Source organism: Acinetobacter sp. AOR41_HL (genome assembly GCF_027854645.1).
Lineage (GTDB): Bacteria > Pseudomonadota > Gammaproteobacteria > Pseudomonadales > Moraxellaceae > Acinetobacter > Acinetobacter nosocomialis.
In genome coordinates this window covers 142,677-159,083 of record NZ_JAKTHZ010000037.1, presented here as the reverse complement: position 1 = coordinate 159,083, position 16,407 = coordinate 142,677, and the positions used below count along the sequence as shown (strand labels likewise).

The window sequence follows — 16,407 nt, the reverse complement described above, 5'->3', positions numbered from 1 at the left end:
CTCGTCTAAGTACACCTTTTAGCCACATTCTCCAGATGTGGCTCTTTTTATTTAAGGTTAAAAATTTAGAAAATGAAATAAATATAATTAACTTATTTATTTTTAAATAGCTAGAGAGATTTTTAATCTTCTTCCATAGCATTACTATAAAACTTAACACCAAGTTTAATACGATCTCGGCCATTACTCATACGCCAGCGATTTGTATCACGTAAAGAATAGACACAACCACAATATTCTTGCTGATAGAATTCTTCACGCTTACTAATTTCAATCATACGGCTAGAGCCACCATTTTTTCGCCAGTTGTAGTCCCAGTACTGGATTTCTGGATAGTGTGAAGCAGCGCGAATCCCGCAATCGTTGATTTGTGCCATATTTTTCCATCTTGAAATGCCTAAAGAACTACTGATTAAGCTAAAACCATGTTCATAAGCATATAAAGCAGTACGTTCAAAGCGCATATCAAAACACATGGTACATCGAATACCACGTTCAGGTTCATTTTCCATTCCTTTAGCACGAGCAAACCAATTGTCTGTGTCATAATCTGCATCAATAAACGGAATATTATGTTTCTCTGCAAATCGAATATTTTCCTCTTTACGAATGAGATATTCTTTCACTGGATGGATATTAGGATTATAAAAGAATATAGAAAAGTCTATATTGGACTCAATTAATGCTTCCATGACTTCTCCAGAACAGGGAGCACAACATGAATGAAGTAATAATTTATTATGTCCTAAAGGAAGTTCAAGTTTTTGTCTCTGAGTAGTCATAAGGAAAAAATCAAGATATATTTCTATATATTCTAAGTTTTTTAAATAAATATAGGAGTGAATTTTTTTCAATTCAAGATGAAAAATATTTAATTATTGATTTTAATATAGTTCTTAAAAAATAATTTAAATTATTTTTTATTTTATATAATAATATAAATATTATGTTTATGTAATTTTATAAGTATTAAGTTTGATTTTAAAATATTTGATCTAATTGAAAATGATAATTATTTTATATTCTGTTAACTATTTGTCTTTTATATATTTATTTTTTATAATTTGACAGCCAATTAGTGTGATAAACGTCACAAATAAGTATTATTTTTTAATTTTAAATATTTTTTTAGATTTATATTTTTATTAAATTTATACTAAAACAGTTATTCTATTTTTTTAATTTGAGTATGTGATATTTTAAGATATGGACGATTGGCAATGTAAGTATTGTAATGGTTACATTATGGTTAATCATTCAAATATAGAGGTAGGGGAAAAAGTTTACTTTTTGGTATATAAATTTGATGCAAAAAATGAAAGAAAAAAGCTATATAAAAAAGGAACAGTGATTGCACGCTGTGATAATATTTTACATATCGAATCGAGAAAAAAGACATATAAAATAGAAGAAGCTAAAGTCTATCCACTCGGCGCACCTATGCCATTTGTTTACAATATGTTTTGGGTTTGTGGCTGTGAAAATAGACCATAGCATTTTGTTTTATATGGCCTGACCTGAAGTATTAATTTAAAAGGTTTGATTGTTTTTTGTTCGTTTTTGGATATATATTCTTACTTCATTCTAGTAGTTTAAAAATTAGATAAATATTCTAAATGCTTGAACTGTTAAAATTAAATTGTCTTATTTGACAAAGTTTAAGCATCCTTTTATAAAACCTCAACTAAAGTTGTGATTAATAGAAATGACTGAAACGAATCAAAGCCGTTTGTTGACTGTAGGTGAAGTTGCAAAACGCAGTGGTGTTGCAGTTTCAACGCTTCATTTTTACGAGTCTAAAGGTTTAATTAAAAGTATAAGAACCAATGGTAATCAACGTCGTTTTACTTTAGTGGTGTTGCGTTACATTGCGATCATTAAAATTGCCCAAAAAGTTGGGATTCCATTAGATGAAATTAAACAAGCTTTAAGTAAGTATCCGATGGGGTCTAAATTAACTGCACAGCAATGGAAAGAGTTATCTCTTGATTGGCGGAAAAGTTTGGATGATCGTATTCAAAAACTTACGCGACTTAGAGATGAAATGGATTGGTGTATAGGTTGTGGGTGCTTGTCATTAGAACAATGTCCACTAAGAAATCCAAATGATGTATTGGGACAAGAAGGCGTTGGGGCACGTATTTTAGAAAGATCATAGTGCACAAATTTGTTAATTGATTCTATTGCTAATAATGTACCGCTTGGAATAATTAATTATTTTATAAGTTACTCTCTATGAAGGTTTTTTATTGTAAACAGTTTATATAAAACATGAATTTTTTTGATATCTTTAGTTTTTTTAGTAAGAAGTAAAATTTATGAAAAAAACTATCTTTCTTGGATTAGCGCTTGTTTCGTTAACGGCTTGTTCAGCAGTACAGCATAAAGAATTAACTCCACCAAAAATTGGTTCACCAAATCCGGCAAGTCAATATTGTGTTGAACAAGGCGGAAAATTAGAAATTAGAAATGAAACAAATGGTCAGGTTGGATATTGTCATCTGCCAAATGGTCAAGTGGTCGAAGAGTGGAAATTATTCCGTGATAACCAAGCTAACTGCGTAGCAGAAGAAGCTCAAAAATTAGTGGGGTTATCTGGCTTAACTGATGACCAAATTAAGCAAAAAACGAAGTCAGAAATTGTACGTAAAGTAGCTCCTGGTCAGCCAATGACGATGGATTACCGTTCAAACCGAGTAACTGTTACCATTGATCCAGCAACTAAAAAAATTACCAACGCGAACTGCGGTTAATTTTTTAACTAAAAATTGATAGAAGACTGAATAAGAAAGCCTGTCAAAAGATGGGCTTTTATTCTTTTAGTTTAAGAAGAATGGAAGAGAGGATATTGCTTTTCGCTATGCTTATGAAGCTGATATAGCAGTTTTTATCTATTACAAAAAAAAGCCCCTAGCGGACTAGAGGCAGAAAAACTTCAGATGCAGGTAACAGGTGAATTATGCATCTGAGTTAAGTAGGTTGTATCAAACCATGTAAAGCACTTTACCAGTAAAAATGAGTAAAAATAGGGAAGTGCGACTAATGGCTAATATGTGCTGTTTGTTATTTATACAAATTGATGTACTAAATTAATTTAAGAATTTTTCAAAACGTCTACGACAAAATTAAAAGCTTCAAAATCTGTGATTGTGTAGCAATTAGTTTAGAGAGAAGATTCAACCGTTGTCTTTTTATGCGACTACCCAATAGTTATTCGTGATTTGTACTTGGCTTAATGATAATTTTAGAGCTATCCGAAAGGACACAATAATGACGAACATACGAATAATAATGAATCGAAGGTAGGACCACGTGTTTATTAGTGTATTTGATCTTTTTAAAATTGGCATCGGCCCATCTAGCTCCCATACAGTTGGACCAATGCGTGCGGCATACAGTTTTGTGGATGATTTATTGAAGCAAAACGATTTACAAGCAACGGTTAGAGTTCAGGTGAAGTTATACGGTTCGCTGTCGGCAACCGGTGTCGGTCATGCGACAGATAAGGCTGTTCTGTTAGGTTTAATGGGTTTTGATCCTGAACATATCGATACTCAATTAAGTACAAGCTTGATTGAAGATGTTCTTGAAAATAAAGCCATCCAGCTTAATCAGCAAAAGACTATTTCTTTTGACTATAAGCATGATGTGCTTTTTTTAGATGAATCTTTGCCTTATCACCCCAATGCAATGGAGTTAATTGCGTATAACGAGGCTCAAGAAATTTTATATGCAGAAACTTACTATTCGGTAGGTGGTGGCTTTATTGTTAGCCAAAGACAATTAGCACACACCCAAACTGAAACTAACGATGTTAAGGTTCCATATCCATTTCACAGTGCGGCTGAACTTTTAAGCTTATGTAAGACTCATCATTTATCAGTGAGCGAGTTAATGCTTGAAAATGAAAAAAGCTGGCGTAGTGAAACTGAGATTCGTAGCAAGATTATGGAAATCTGGAAAGTGATGCAGCAGTGCATTCACAACGGATTAATTAATGAAGGAATATTACCGGGCGGATTAAACGTAAAACGTCGGGCCAAGAAAATTCACGATAAGTTATTAAATAAGAAAAATTCAAACCTAATTGTGACGACTTTTCATGCCATGGAATGGGTCAATTTATTTGCCTTAGCGGTAAATGAAGAAAATGCTGCGGGCGGCCGAGTAGTGACGGCACCTACAAATGGGGCCGCAGGGATTATTCCGGCAGTTTTATATTACTACGTGACTTTCTCTAAAGATTTTTCTGAAGATAAAGTGGTTCGTTTCTTTTTAAGTGCGGCAGCCGTCGGCATTTTATGTAAACTCAATGCTTCTATTTCTGGTGCAGAAGTAGGGTGTCAGGGCGAAGTCGGCTCGGCATGTGCGATGGCTTCGGCAGGTTTAGCCGAGATTTTAGGTGCATCACCTGAGCAAGTGGAACATGCGGCTGAAATTGGGCTTGAACATAACTTGGGTTTAACGTGTGACCCGATTGGTGGTTTGGTTCAGGTGCCTTGCATTGAACGAAATGCAATTGCGGCCGTAAAAGCGATTAATGCAGCCCAAATGGCACTTCATGATGACGATGAACACTTTGTCACCCTAGATAAAGTGATTCAGACTATGAAGGAGACGGGCAGAGATATGTCAGAGAAATATAAAGAGACTTCAAAAGGTGGTCTCGCTGTTAACGCCATTGAGTGTTAAAAAAAATGAGATGGGGACGAGGTGACCCCATCTCATTTTAAACATTAAGCCTCGCGAGCAACTAAAGTTAAAATGTCGTAAGTTGCGACAAGTTCACCGCGTTGGTTTTTGACTTTAATATCCCATACCACAACGCCATGCGCAGGCTGAGAAGGGTCTTTTTGTGGTTTAGGTGTTTTTTGTTTACAGGTGAGTTCAACTTGGATTGAGTCACCAATTTTAACCGGTTCAACAAAGCGTAAGTTGTCCATACCGTAGTTGGCAATCACAGGACCTTGTGCGGCATCTACAAATAGACCTGCTGCGGCAGACACAATAAAGTAGCCGTGTGCAACGCGCTCACCAAAGAAAGACTCGGCTGCTGCGATTTTATCAGTATGTGCATAGAAGTAGTCACCACTTAAACACGCGAAATTGACAATATCTGCTTCGGTGACTGTACGGCGCGCCGTTAATAAACGTTCACCAATCACTAACTCGTCAAAAGACTTTTTAAATGGATGTACACGGTCTTCGTTAACTTTTGAGCCAGCAGTCCATGAGTGGGTAATTTGCGTCAGGCTGTTTGGAGAGCCTTGAATTGCAGTGCGCTGCATATAATGTTTAACGGCACGAATACCACCTAACTCTTCACCGCCACCTGCACGACCAGGTCCGCCGTGTACTAAATGTGGAAGTGGTGAACCATGTCCTGTACTTTCTTTTGCTGACTCTGCATCAAGTACATGCACACGCCCATGCCAAGGCGCAATTTTTTGAATAATCTGCTCAATATTCTCATCATTATTTTTAACGACAGAAGCCACTAAGCTACCTTCACCACGTGAAACAAGGTCAGCGAGTTCTTCAATGTTTTGATATGGCATGAGTGTACATACCGGTCCGAAAGCTTCTGTGGTATGAACATTCGTTGCTTGTAAAGGCTGTTCGCACACCAATAAAGTTGGAGCGAAAAAAGCACCTTTTTCAGGATGATCTGCATTAAATGTAAAGCTATCGTTGCCACCAAAAACAATTTTTGCGTCTTTGCTGAGTTCAGCAACTTTTTCTGCAACGTCATGTTTTTGTTTTATGCTCGCTAAAGCACCCATGGTGGTTTCTTCTTTTTGAGGGTCACCCACTACAACTTTAGCAAGTTTGGCAGTTAGCTTTTCTTGTACAGTCGCTAACAAATTTGCAGGAACGAAAGCGCGGCGAATGGCAGTACATTTTTGGCCTGCTTTTGTGGTCATTTCACGGAAGATTTCACGTACAAATAAATCGACAGTTTCTTCATTTGCCTCAGGGCTTAAAATTGCACTGTTTACCGAGTCGGCTTCCATGCTAAATGGAATCGAATATTTATTGAGGTGAGGGTGGTTACGTAGTTTTTGGCCGGTGTAAGCAGAACCTGTAAATGTCACACAGTCTTGTGGGCCTAAATGCTCTAATAGGTCATAAGTCTGACCGCAAATCAGTTGTAGCGAGCCTTTTGGTAATACACGTGCTTCTTCAATGGCTTTGACAACAGCTTGAGTTAATTGAGAGCCATCGGTTGCAGGTTTAACAATACATGGCACACCTGCAAGTAAAGTTGGTGCAATCTTTTCAAGCATTCCCCAAATTGGGAAGTTAAATGCGTTGATGTGAACGGCAACACCTGCTTTAGGACTTAAAATGTGTTTAGCACCAAAAGTTCCATTTTTAGATAATTGAATCCAGCTATCTTCAGTAATAATTTTTTCGTCATTGAGTTCACGACGAACCAGACTTGAATAAGCAAATAATGTCTGGATCCCACCTTCAATATCAATCCACGCATCTTTACGAGTTGCGCCTGTGGCATAAGCAAGTTTGTAGAAGTCTTCCTTACGTTCAAGTAAATGTTGGGCAATTTGTTTTAACGCATTGGCACGTTGGTGAAACGTCCAGTTAGCCAGTTCTGAACCATTCTGTTTGGCATATTGAACAACACGTTTCATATCTATGCCATGACTACTTACGGCATAAATCGATTCACCTGTAATGGCATGATAAACGGTACGTAATTCTTCGTCAGACGAATGCCATGTTCCGTAGACATAAGAAGCAAGATGAGGCAGTTGCTGTTCAGACTGCTGAAAATCTGTGTCAGTTGAGGTTCCTTCTAGGTGTGCTTGTTCAAGCATGACCAAACTCCTTTTTTATTTGATACATCAATTATAAAAATTGCAAAAATATGATTCATAATTTCAGATTAATTTGTATAAAAGTCAACTTTATTTTGATTTTTAAAAGTAAAAAAGTTTTTTACATTTAACTTAATTTTATTAATTTCAATAGGTTGTATTGTTTTGTTGTTATGGATTTAATTTGATACTAAAAAATTAGTTGACTTTGTTTTTTGTGTATCGAAAAATAGATTTAAGGGTGATACCTACAGGGAATGAAAGAATGGAAAACAATTACCAGAAATTTGAACAAAATATTGCCAATGAAATTACGATCGAGGCTAAGGATCAAATGCCTGATGCCTACCGCAAAACATTGATTCGTCAAATCGGGCAACATGGCCATTCTGAAATTGTAGGTATGTTGCCTGAAGGAAACTGGATTACGCGTGCGCCGACTTTAAAACGTAAAGCGGTTTTGCTCGCGAAAGTACAAGATGAAGCGGGTCATGGTTTATATCTGTATAGCGCGGCAGAAACCTTAGGTGCTGACCGTGACGATATGATGGAAAAGTTGATTAATGGGAAAATGAAATACTCATCAATCTTTAACTATCCAACTTTGACTTGGGCAGATGTCGCTGCAATTGGTTGGCTTGTCGATGGGGCAGCCATTGTGAACCAAGTTGCGCTTTGCCGTACTTCATATGGGCCATATGCACGTGCGATGGTACGTATTTGTAAAGAAGAAAGTTTCCACCAACGCCAAGGTTTTGAAGCCATGATGGCTTTGGCAAACGGTACACCGGAACAAAAACAGATGGCGCAAGATGCAGTGAACCGTTTCTGGTGGCCAGCACTGATGATGTTTGGTCCAAGTGATGAGCATTCTCCAAACAGCGCACAAAGCATGGCGTGGAAAATCAAGCGTTTTAGTAATGATGAATTACGTCAAAAGTTTGTCGATAACACCGTACCACAAGTGTTGCAACTTGGCTTGGAAGTACCAGACCCAGATTTAAAGCTCAATGAAGAAACAGACCACTATGAGTTTGGCGAGATTGACTGGCACGAATTTAATGAAGTGATTGCCGGACGTGGACCATGTAATCACGAGCGTATCGAAGCACGCCGTAAAGCATGGGAAAACGGCAAATGGGTTCGTGATGCAGCAGTAGTCTACGCGAAAAAACAGCAGCTTGAAGCGAACAAAGTGGCTTAACAAGATTTATGGAAAAATTTGAGGAAATCAAAATGGAAGATAAAAACAACTGGTCGCTCTACGAAGTATTTGTACGTAGTAAACAAGGCTTAAGCCACCGTCACGTAGGCAGCCTAAGAGCACCTGATGATGAAATTGCACTACAGCATGCTCGTGATGTTTATACGCGCCGTAATGAAGGAATTAGCATTTGGGTAGTTCGTTCAGAACTGATTAAGTCATCACAACCAGATGAAAAAGCTGAATTTTTCGATCCTTCTTTAGACAAGGTTTATCGTCATCCGACTTTTTACCATATCCCAGACGGCATTGAGCACATGTAAGGGGAATGGCAAATGAATCATTCAGTTTTATCTAAATTCTTATTACATATTGGTGATAGTCAACTGGTTTTATCTCAGCGTTTGGCTGAATGGTGCGGGCATGCACCTGAGCTAGAAATTGATATTGCCTTAGCAAATATCGGCTTGGACTTATTGGGTCAGGCAAGAAACTTTCTGACTTTGGCTGGTCAATACGATGAAGCTAAACGTGATGAAGACCAACTTGCGTATTTCCGTACTGAACGTGAGTTTTTAAACCTATTGTTGTGTGAACAGCCGAATGGCGATTTTGCACAAACGATAGTACGTCAGTGGTTGATGGACCATTACCATTTTCATTTATTTACGGCTTTAGCGCAAAGCTCACTTCCTGAATTAAGTGCGCTTGCTGTGAAATCTTTAAAAGAAGTGAAGTATCACATCCGCTTTTCGACGAGCTGGATGGAGCGTTTAAGTTTAAGCACAGATGAAGCACATCAACGTGTGCAAGACGGATTAAATAATTTATGGCGCTTTACCGCTGAATTATTTGAACTGAATGCAGACGAACAAGCATTAGTTGCAGAAGGCGTGATTCCAGATTTTTCAAATGAAAAAGAACAATGGAACCAAACCATTGCAGATGAGCTTAAGCGTTTTGAATTAAATGTTGCTGTGAACGGTGCTTATCGCCGTGGTGCGAAACAAGGATTGCATACCGAGCATTTAGGTTATTTATTGGCTGAAATGCAATGTATTCAAAGAACTTATCCGGGAATGACCTGGTAAGACAAGGAGGTGAGCCATGCAAATGATTCGTCATTGCATCGACCAATGTTGGGATGTTCTACAAACGGTAAGTGACCCTGAAATTCCGGTTTTATCGGTTGTCGATTTAGGCATGATCCGCGGTGTAGAGATTAACGATCAACAAGAAATTATTGTTCGTCTAACTCCGACATATAGCGGATGCCCAGCAACAGATATGCTCAAAGCACAAATTGTTGAGGCATTTACCGCAGAAGCTTTGACACCGGTCAAAGTCATGGTCGATTTGTCAGAAGCATGGACCACGGACTGGATGTCTGAAGCAGGGAAAAAGAAACTGCAAGTTTATGGCATTGCACCACCTGAAGGGTTGGCGCATCAGTGTGGAACTCACGTTCATTTAAATGATGGTGTCGAGTGCCCACGTTGTAAAAGCCGACATACCCGACTGTTAACAGAGTTTAGTTCTACCGCCTGTAAAGCACTTTATAAATGTCAGGACTGTCTTGAGCCTTTTGATTACTTCAAATGTATTTAAGTCTTTAGATAAGGAAATCAGCCATGAGCCAATTTGTACCATTAAAAGTAAAAAGTATTACGCCGCAAACCGATCAGGCAATTTGTATTGCATTTGACGTTGTACCTGAACAACAAGAACAATTTCAATTTCAACCGGGGCAACATTTAACCATTCGCCATTTAACCGAAGCGGGTGAAATCCGTCGTTGTTATTCAATTTGCAGCTATGCGGGCAAAGAAGACATCAGTATTGCGGTTAAAAAAATTGATCAGGGTCAATTTTCAAACTGGGCAAATGACCATTTAAAAGTGGGCGATGTACTTGAAGTGATGCCACCACAAGGCGTGTTTTTTCAAAAAGCAGCCAAGATGGGCGGACAAAACTATTTAGGCGTTGCGGCAGGCAGTGGTATCACGCCAATTCTATCAATTATTAAACAAGTTTTATTTGAACAACCTGAAGCTAATTTTACCTTGCTCTATGGCAATCGTTCATGGAAACAAACCATGTTTGCCGAGCAAATTATGGATTTGAAAGATCAGTTTAAAGAACGTTTTCAACTCATCAATATTTTTTCTCGTGAGTTCAACGATAGCGAGCTAATGAACGGTCGTATTGATGCAGAAAAGCTTAAGCAACTTTTTGATTATGAAGTGCTTGAAACAAACTTTGACCATGTGTTTGCCTGCGGCCCAGACGAAATGATGAATGCTGTAGAAAACACGTTGCCGAACTTTGGTATTGCCAAAGAGCGAATCCACACCGAACGTTTCCATACAGGACAAGCGCGTAAACGTAGTGTTGAAGCGGATGCAAACCGTAAAGAAGAAAAAGTAAACATCATTTTAGATGGCCGTGAACTGATTGTTTCTGTAGCTCAAGATGATGAAAGTATTCTTGATGCGGCTTTGCGTGCGGGTGCCGACTTACCATATGCATGTAAAGGTGGGGTGTGTGCGACCTGTCGCTGTAAGGTGCTTTCAGGCGAAGTCGACATGTTCCTTAACTATAGTCTTGAAGAGGATGAAGTTGAAAAGGGCTATGTGCTGAGCTGCCAGACCTTACCAAAAGGCTCAAATGTTCGTTTGAGTTTTGATGAATAGAGGCTGTCATGCAAGAGTTGATCAAAGCCAGTACAGCAACTGACGGTGTTTTGTTATTAACCTTAAACCGTCCGGAAAAAAGAAATGCCTTAAACAATGCAACATTGCAGTGTTTGTGCGAGTTGCTCGAAGAAGCTGAACATAATGCTCAAGTCAAAGCGGTGGTTTTAACAGGTAACATTCAGTGTTTTGCGGCTGGAGCAGATCTTAGTGAGCTAGCTGCAATGGACGCGGTGTCTTTGCAACTCGATATTCGCCCGAAGCTTTGGCAAAAAATTGATGCGTTTAGTAAGCCACTCATTAGCGCAGTCAATGGCTATGCCTTAGGCGCTGGGTTTGAGTTGGTTTTGCATTCAGATATGGTGATTTGCGGTGAAAATGCCCGATTCGCTTTACCTGAAATTGGCCTTGGTATGTTGCCGGGTGCAGGCGGAACACAGCGTTTAGCACGCTTGGTTGGACAACAGCTCACCATGCGCTGGGCCATGACAGGTGAGATGATTTCGGCAAAACAGGCAGAGCAACATGGCATTTGCAGTCAAGTAGTGCCGACCGAATTAACCGTTGAATATGCGGTTCAACTGGCAGCCAAAATTGCCAAACAAGCGCCTTTAGCGATTCGCGTGATTAAACAATCAATTAAAAGTATTCATGAAACAACGTTAAGTCAGGGACTCAAGTTTGAACGTCAAAACTTTGTCTGGCTAGCGGCTACAAAAGATCGAAACGAAGGGATTAATGCTTTCTTTGAGAAAAGAAAGCCAGTGTTTAGAGGTGAGTGATGGACTATCAAAATATTATTGCTGAAGAAAAAAATGGTGTTGGCTACCTGACATTTAACCGCCCAAAAGCACTGAATAGCTTTAACGTTGATATGCACCGTGAAGTGGCCGAGGTTTTAAACCAGTGGACCAAAAATCCGGATGTCCGTTGTGTGGTGATTAGTGGCGAAGGCCGTGGCTTTTGTGCAGGGCAAGACTTAGGCGACCGTGTAGTTGACCCAAATGCTGAAGCTCCAGATTTAGGATATTCCATTGAAACTTACTATAACCCGCTCATTAAAACAATTGTAAATATGCCAAAGCCTGTAATTTGCGCCGTAAATGGTGTGGCGGCAGGTGCAGGGGCAAATATTGCACTGGCGTGTGACTTGGTGATTGCAGCTAAATCGGCAAACTTTGTACAAGCATTTTGTCGCTTAGGTTTGGTTCCAGACTCGGCTGGTACATGGTTTTTACCACGTGCCGTAGGCCATGCGCGTGCGATGGGATTGGCTTTGTTAGGTGACAAGCTACCAGCAGAAACCGCAAAAGAATGGGGCATGATTTGGGATGTGGTTGAGGATGCTGAGCTTAAAGAAAAAGTCACTGAACTTGCTGAACGTTTAGCGAAACAACCTACTTTTGGTCTATCTCTTATTAAAAAAGCCATTCATCAATCAAGCAATAACACCTTTGATGAGCAAATGCTGTTAGAGCGTGACTTACAACGCATTGCGGGTCGTTCCGAAGATTATCGTGAAGGGGTACAAGCCTTTATGAATAAACGTGAACCAAATTTTAAAGGGCGCTAAGCATGACAGATTTAGACTTATCTCGTGCCCGAATTGCCGTCATTGGTTCTGGCACTATGGGCATCGGCATTGCCCAGTTAGCAATTGTTAATGGGCACTCGACTGTTTTATATGATCTAGACGCTCAAAAAGCGCAGCAAGCCGCTCATGGCTTAGGGCAGACGTTTAAAAAGCTGGTTGAAAAGAGCAAGCTCACACAGCAGCAAGCTGATGAGGCTTTAGCGCGTTTAACGGTGGTCAATCAGGTTGAAGCGCTGCGTGATGCCGACTTGGTGATTGAAGCGGTGGTTGAGAAAAAAGAAGTTAAACAGTCTTTATTTAAGCAACTCGCTGAAATTTGTAGTGCGCAAACCATTTTTGCAAGCAATACATCTTCAATTTCGGTGACTGCAATTTCGGCGGGCATTGCTCACCCTGAGCGCATAGTGGGTTTACACTTTTTTAATCCTGCACCAGTCATGAAACTGGTTGAAATTGTACAAGGCTTAAAAACCCCAAACAGCTTATGTTTGGCTTTAAAAAACTTGATGTTGAATTGGAAAAAAATTCCGGTACTCACCAAGTCGACCCCCGGGTTTATTGTTAACCGAATTGCACGTCCGTTTTATGCAGAAGGCTTTAGAGCACTGCAAGAACAAGTCACCAGCTATGATCAACTCGACTATGCCTTAAAGCAATGCGGCGGTTTTGCGATGGGGCCTTGTGAACTTACCGACCTTATTGGTCAAGATGTTAACTTTTCAGTGACCCAAAGCGTTTACCAAGAGTTTTTTTACGAGCCACGCTACCGCCCAAGCCTCATTCAAAAAGAATTGGTCGATGCAGGTGCTTGGGGTCGTAAGTCAAAACAGGGCTTTTATAGTTATAACGAAAAAAATCAGTACGAGACATTTCAGCCTCAAGCTGTAGTTGCCACACCAGTCGATGCCCATATTCAGCTAAAAGGGACTTGGTCGCAAATACCTGCTTTTTTAACGCGTTTAGGTTTAAAAAGTGGATCTGCGAGTGACGACAATATCCTTCAAATTGATGATATCGACTTACGTTTAAGCCAAGGTGAGTCTGCCAATATTCATTACTTAAGCCGTAAAGTGGTTTTAATGGATTGGCATCATGATTTTGAGCACGCAGAGGGTTTAGTACTCAGTCATAACGAGCTTTGTGAAGCAAGTGATCTGGCTAAAGTTGAAGCTTATTTTGCACAGTTTGGTATCAGCGTGATGTGGATTAAAGACCATCCAGCACTGTTAACCTTACGCACCATCGCTTTACTCATTAATGAAGCCTGTGAAGCAAGTTTACATGGTGTTGCGAGTCTGGAAGATATTGATAATGCCATGAAATATGGAGTGAATTATCCTAAAGGTCCTTACCAGTGGTTGACACAAATGGGCGGTGCTTATGTGCTCCAAACCTTAAATAACTTATATGCACTGTATGGAGAGGAAAAATATCGCGCGAGTATCTACCTCAAGCAATATGTAGCGAAAACCCAAAACATTGCTACCCAATATTCACGCGATATGACCGAATTTGCATAATCAGGAGTCAACATGGAAGACGTTTTAATTTGCGATTTTATTCGTACCCCAATTGGACGATATGCAGGTGCCCTAAGTGCTGTACGTGCAGATGATTTAGCTGCATTGCCCATCAAATATTTAAAAGATAAACACCCGAACCTACCTTGGAATACGGTAGACGAAGTGTTTTTAGGATGTGCCAACCAAGCAGGTGAAGACAACCGTAACGTTGCACGTATGGCGACACTCTTGGCTGGTTTACCTGATACAGTTCCAGCTATGACGGTCAATCGCTTGTGTGCTTCTGGTTTAGACGCGGTAGGCCTTGCAGCACGCTCAATTAAAGCAGGTGAAGCACAATTTGTGTTGGCAGGTGGTGTTGAGTCAATGAGCCGCGCACCATTTGTACAAGCTAAACCAACCGAAGCGTTTAGCCGTACACCTGAAATTTATGACACCACCATTGGCTGGCGCTTTGTAAATAAGCAACTTAAAGCGCAATACGGCACCGACAGCATGCCTGAAACTGCTGAAAATGTAGCTGAAAAGTATCAAATTAGTCGTGAAGACCAAGATGCTTTTGCATTACGTAGCCAACAAAAAACCGCTGCTGCACAACAAAACGGTTTCTTTAACGATGAGATTTTGCCTGTCGAGATTACAGACCGTAAGAAAAACGTGGTTGTGGTGAACCGCGATGAACATCCGCGTGAAACAACACTTGAAGCACTCGCAAAACTAAAAGCACCTTTTAAGAAAGAAGGTGGTTCGGTGACTGCCGGAAATGCCTCTGGTGTAAATGATGGCGCTGCGTGTGTGTTAATTACCAACCGTGAATTTGCAGATACACATGGTTTAAAACCTTTAGCACGCGTAATTGGCATTGCAAGTGCAGGGGTTGAACCCAAATATATGGGTATAGGTCCTGTTCCGGCTGTGCAGAAAATTTTAAAGCAAACAGGTTTAACGCTAGATCAGATGGATGTGATTGAGCTGAATGAAGCATTCGCAGCCCAATCTTTGGCTTGTATGCGTGAACTTGGTCTAAAAGATGACGATGAACGCGTGAACCCAAATGGCGGTGCGATTGCGTTAGGACATCCGCTCGGTATGAGTGGTACACGTTTAGTGATTACGGCAACACGTGAGCTAAAAAAACGCGGTGGACGCTATGCACTTTGCACAATGTGTGTAGGTGTTGGACAAGGCGTCGCACTGATTTTGGAAAACTTAAATTAATTTAGACGGTTTTTAAAAATACATAATGAGGAGATAGGCGATGGACAGCCTCACAGCGGATAATGTTGAGCAATTAACACTTGCAGAGCTTAGAGAGCTGCAAACTAAACGGTTAAAGCAAACCCTGACTTTTGTATATGAAAATAGTCCGGTGTATAAGAAAAAGTTCGATGACGCAGGTGTACATCCTGATGACTTCGTGACTTTAGACGATCTGGCAAAGTTTCCATTTACCACCAAACAGGATTTAAGAGACAACTATCCGTTTGGAATGTTTGCCGTACCACAAGAGCAAATTGTGCGTTTACATGCATCATCGGGCACAACGGGTAAACCGACCGTGGTGGGTTATACCCAAAAAGATATTAACACTTGGTCTGACATTGTTGCGCGTTGCTTACGCATGGCCGGTTTAACCGCGAAAGACATGGTTCAAGTGGCTTATGGCTATGGACTATTTACAGGTGGTTTAGGCGCACATTATGGTGCCGAGCGCTTAGGTGCGACTGTTATTCCTATGTCTGGCGGTCAAACTGAAAAGCAAGTTCAGCTTATTCAAGACTTTAAACCGACTGCAATTATGGTTACGCCATCATATTGCGTGAGCATTATTGAAAAGCTCGAACAACAATTTGGTACTGCACGCAATACGTCTTTAAAAGTCGGTATTTTTGGTGCCGAGCCTTGGACCAACGAACTGCGCCGTGAAATTGAAGAACGCCTCAATATTAAAGCACTCGATATTTATGGTTTGTCTGAGGTAATGGGGCCGGGTGTTGCGATGCAGTGCTTAGGCGAGGGCGAGGGATTAACCATTTGGGAAGATCATTTCTACCCAGAAATTATTAACCCTGAAACAGGTGAAGTTTGCAAAGATGGCGAACTTGGCGAGCTCGTCTTTACGACCATTACCAAAGAAGGCTTACCGATTATTCGTTACCGTACCCGTGATTTGACCCGCTTACTATCAGGTGAAAATCTGGCAATGCGCAAAATGGATAAAATTGTGGGCCGTAGTGACGATATGCTGATTATTCGCGGCGTGAACGTTTTCCCGACTCAAATTGAAGAGCAAATTTTGCAAGTTCCGCATTTAGTTCCAAATTATGAAATTTTGGTGACTAAAAAAGGCCATATGGATACTTTGCATATTCGTACAGAGATGTGTCATAACTGTACTATACAGGCCAATCAACTTGCTCAGGAGTTGATGAAACGCATTAAAACCATGATTGGGATTAGCGTTACTGTAGAAGTTGTGACAGAAGCGACCTTACCTCGTTCGGAAGGTAAGGCAAAGCGGGTAATCGATATGCGTCAGATTGCTTAACAATAG

The 16,407-nt window shown here is 40.2% G+C and carries 16 protein-coding genes; 14 read left to right on the top strand and 2 right to left on the bottom strand.

What is annotated here, in order from left to right:
• Window positions 1-122: 122 nt before the first annotated feature.
• On the bottom strand, window positions 123-782 hold the full coding sequence (locus MKL35_RS14850; RefSeq protein WP_080593625.1) for an epoxyqueuosine reductase QueH: 660 nt from the start codon (window positions 780-782) through the stop codon (window positions 123-125).
• A gap of 424 nt (window positions 783-1,206) precedes the next feature.
• Between MKL35_RS14850 and MKL35_RS14845 the strand changes: the two genes are divergently transcribed.
• The 4 genes from MKL35_RS14845 to MKL35_RS14830 all read left to right on the top strand — a co-directional run bounded on the left by MKL35_RS14845 (window position 1,207) and on the right by MKL35_RS14830 (window position 4,692).
• Complete coding sequence (locus MKL35_RS14845; RefSeq protein WP_016804812.1) at window positions 1,207-1,494, top strand: hypothetical protein; 288 nt, start codon at window positions 1,207-1,209, stop codon at window positions 1,492-1,494.
• 211 nt (window positions 1,495-1,705) lie between these two features.
• Window positions 1,706-2,158, top strand: coding sequence for a redox-sensitive transcriptional activator SoxR (gene soxR / locus MKL35_RS14840; RefSeq protein ID WP_002048264.1), 453 nt, complete (start codon window positions 1,706-1,708; stop codon window positions 2,156-2,158).
• Between the two features lie 160 nt (window positions 2,159-2,318).
• Window positions 2,319-2,753, top strand: a complete 435-nt coding sequence (locus tag MKL35_RS14835; RefSeq protein WP_004709519.1) for an I78 family peptidase inhibitor — start codon at window positions 2,319-2,321, stop codon at window positions 2,751-2,753.
• Window positions 2,754-3,312: 559 nt separating this feature from the next.
• Window positions 3,313-4,692, top strand: a complete 1,380-nt coding sequence (locus MKL35_RS14830) for an L-serine ammonia-lyase (RefSeq protein ID WP_151676729.1) — start codon at window positions 3,313-3,315, stop codon at window positions 4,690-4,692.
• A gap of 44 nt (window positions 4,693-4,736) precedes the next feature.
• On the opposite strand, the gene paaZ is transcribed toward MKL35_RS14830, so the two are convergent.
• Window positions 4,737-6,839 carry a phenylacetic acid degradation bifunctional protein PaaZ gene (paaZ, locus tag MKL35_RS14825; protein ID WP_151676728.1) on the bottom strand — a complete coding sequence of 701 codons (2,103 nt, stop codon included), beginning with the start codon at window positions 6,837-6,839 and terminating at the stop codon, window positions 4,737-4,739.
• 265 nt (window positions 6,840-7,104) lie between these two features.
• On the opposite strand from paaZ, the gene paaA reads away from it, so the two are divergent.
• The 10 genes from paaA to paaK are packed head-to-tail and all read left to right on the top strand — an operon-like array spanning window position 7,105 to window position 16,401.
• A complete protein-coding gene (gene paaA / locus MKL35_RS14820; protein ID WP_151823576.1) occupies window positions 7,105-8,043 on the top strand; it encodes a 1,2-phenylacetyl-CoA epoxidase subunit PaaA in 939 nt (312 codons plus the stop codon).
• Between the two features lie 32 nt (window positions 8,044-8,075).
• Complete coding sequence (gene paaB / locus MKL35_RS14815; RefSeq protein WP_000389648.1) at window positions 8,076-8,366, top strand: 1,2-phenylacetyl-CoA epoxidase subunit PaaB; 291 nt, start codon at window positions 8,076-8,078, stop codon at window positions 8,364-8,366.
• 12 nt (window positions 8,367-8,378) lie between these two features.
• The gene (gene paaC, locus MKL35_RS14810; protein WP_106465961.1) at window positions 8,379-9,134 is read left to right on the top strand and encodes a 1,2-phenylacetyl-CoA epoxidase subunit PaaC; all 756 of its coding nucleotides are present in this window, start codon (window positions 8,379-8,381) and stop codon (window positions 9,132-9,134) included.
• Window positions 9,135-9,150: 16 nt separating this feature from the next.
• Entirely contained in the window at window positions 9,151-9,651 is a 501-nt protein-coding gene (gene paaD / locus MKL35_RS14805) for a 1,2-phenylacetyl-CoA epoxidase subunit PaaD (RefSeq protein ID WP_001177938.1), read from the top strand.
• Between the two features lie 23 nt (window positions 9,652-9,674).
• A complete protein-coding gene (gene paaE, locus MKL35_RS14800) occupies window positions 9,675-10,736 on the top strand; it encodes a 1,2-phenylacetyl-CoA epoxidase subunit PaaE (RefSeq protein WP_000077464.1) in 1,062 nt (353 codons plus the stop codon).
• A gap of 8 nt (window positions 10,737-10,744) precedes the next feature.
• Window positions 10,745-11,518, top strand: coding sequence for an enoyl-CoA hydratase-related protein (locus MKL35_RS14795; RefSeq protein ID WP_151676726.1), 774 nt, complete (start codon window positions 10,745-10,747; stop codon window positions 11,516-11,518).
• Window positions 11,518-12,309, top strand: a complete 792-nt coding sequence (gene paaG, locus MKL35_RS14790; RefSeq protein ID WP_005124313.1) for a 2-(1,2-epoxy-1,2-dihydrophenyl)acetyl-CoA isomerase PaaG — start codon at window positions 11,518-11,520, stop codon at window positions 12,307-12,309. The genes MKL35_RS14795 and paaG overlap by 1 nt, the downstream gene beginning before the upstream one ends.
• A 2-nt stretch (window positions 12,310-12,311) precedes the next feature.
• Window positions 12,312-13,850, top strand: a complete 1,539-nt coding sequence (locus MKL35_RS14785; RefSeq protein ID WP_151676725.1) for a 3-hydroxyacyl-CoA dehydrogenase — start codon at window positions 12,312-12,314, stop codon at window positions 13,848-13,850.
• A 12-nt stretch (window positions 13,851-13,862) separates the two neighbouring features.
• On the top strand, window positions 13,863-15,071 hold the full coding sequence (gene pcaF / locus MKL35_RS14780; protein ID WP_000390392.1) for a 3-oxoadipyl-CoA thiolase: 1,209 nt from the start codon (window positions 13,863-13,865) through the stop codon (window positions 15,069-15,071).
• 40 nt (window positions 15,072-15,111) lie between these two features.
• Window positions 15,112-16,401, top strand: coding sequence for a phenylacetate--CoA ligase PaaK (gene paaK / locus MKL35_RS14775; RefSeq protein WP_151676724.1), 1,290 nt, complete (start codon window positions 15,112-15,114; stop codon window positions 16,399-16,401).
• Window positions 16,402-16,407: the final 6 nt, after the last annotated feature.

Coding starts and splice junctions, on each gene's coding strand:
- paaE (WP_000077464.1), top strand. CDS start 9,675: ATGAGCCAATTTGTACCATTAAAAGTAAAAAGTATTACGCCGCAAACC.
- MKL35_RS14845 (WP_016804812.1), top strand. CDS start 1,207: ATGGACGATTGGCAATGTAAGTATTGTAATGGTTACATTATGGTTAAT.
- paaD (WP_001177938.1), top strand. CDS start 9,151: ATGCAAATGATTCGTCATTGCATCGACCAATGTTGGGATGTTCTACAA.
- MKL35_RS14785 (WP_151676725.1), top strand. CDS start 12,312: ATGACAGATTTAGACTTATCTCGTGCCCGAATTGCCGTCATTGGTTCT.
- MKL35_RS14850 (WP_080593625.1), bottom strand. CDS start 782: ATGACTACTCAGAGACAAAAACTTGAACTTCCTTTAGGACATAATAAA.
- paaA (WP_151823576.1), top strand. CDS start 7,105: ATGGAAAACAATTACCAGAAATTTGAACAAAATATTGCCAATGAAATT.
- paaZ (WP_151676728.1), bottom strand. CDS start 6,839: ATGCTTGAACAAGCACACCTAGAAGGAACCTCAACTGACACAGATTTT.
- paaG (WP_005124313.1), top strand. CDS start 11,518: ATGGACTATCAAAATATTATTGCTGAAGAAAAAAATGGTGTTGGCTAC.
- paaK (WP_151676724.1), top strand. CDS start 15,112: ATGGACAGCCTCACAGCGGATAATGTTGAGCAATTAACACTTGCAGAG.
- paaC (WP_106465961.1), top strand. CDS start 8,379: ATGAATCATTCAGTTTTATCTAAATTCTTATTACATATTGGTGATAGT.
- MKL35_RS14835 (WP_004709519.1), top strand. CDS start 2,319: ATGAAAAAAACTATCTTTCTTGGATTAGCGCTTGTTTCGTTAACGGCT.
- MKL35_RS14795 (WP_151676726.1), top strand. CDS start 10,745: ATGCAAGAGTTGATCAAAGCCAGTACAGCAACTGACGGTGTTTTGTTA.
- soxR (WP_002048264.1), top strand. CDS start 1,706: ATGACTGAAACGAATCAAAGCCGTTTGTTGACTGTAGGTGAAGTTGCA.
- paaB (WP_000389648.1), top strand. CDS start 8,076: ATGGAAGATAAAAACAACTGGTCGCTCTACGAAGTATTTGTACGTAGT.
- pcaF (WP_000390392.1), top strand. CDS start 13,863: ATGGAAGACGTTTTAATTTGCGATTTTATTCGTACCCCAATTGGACGA.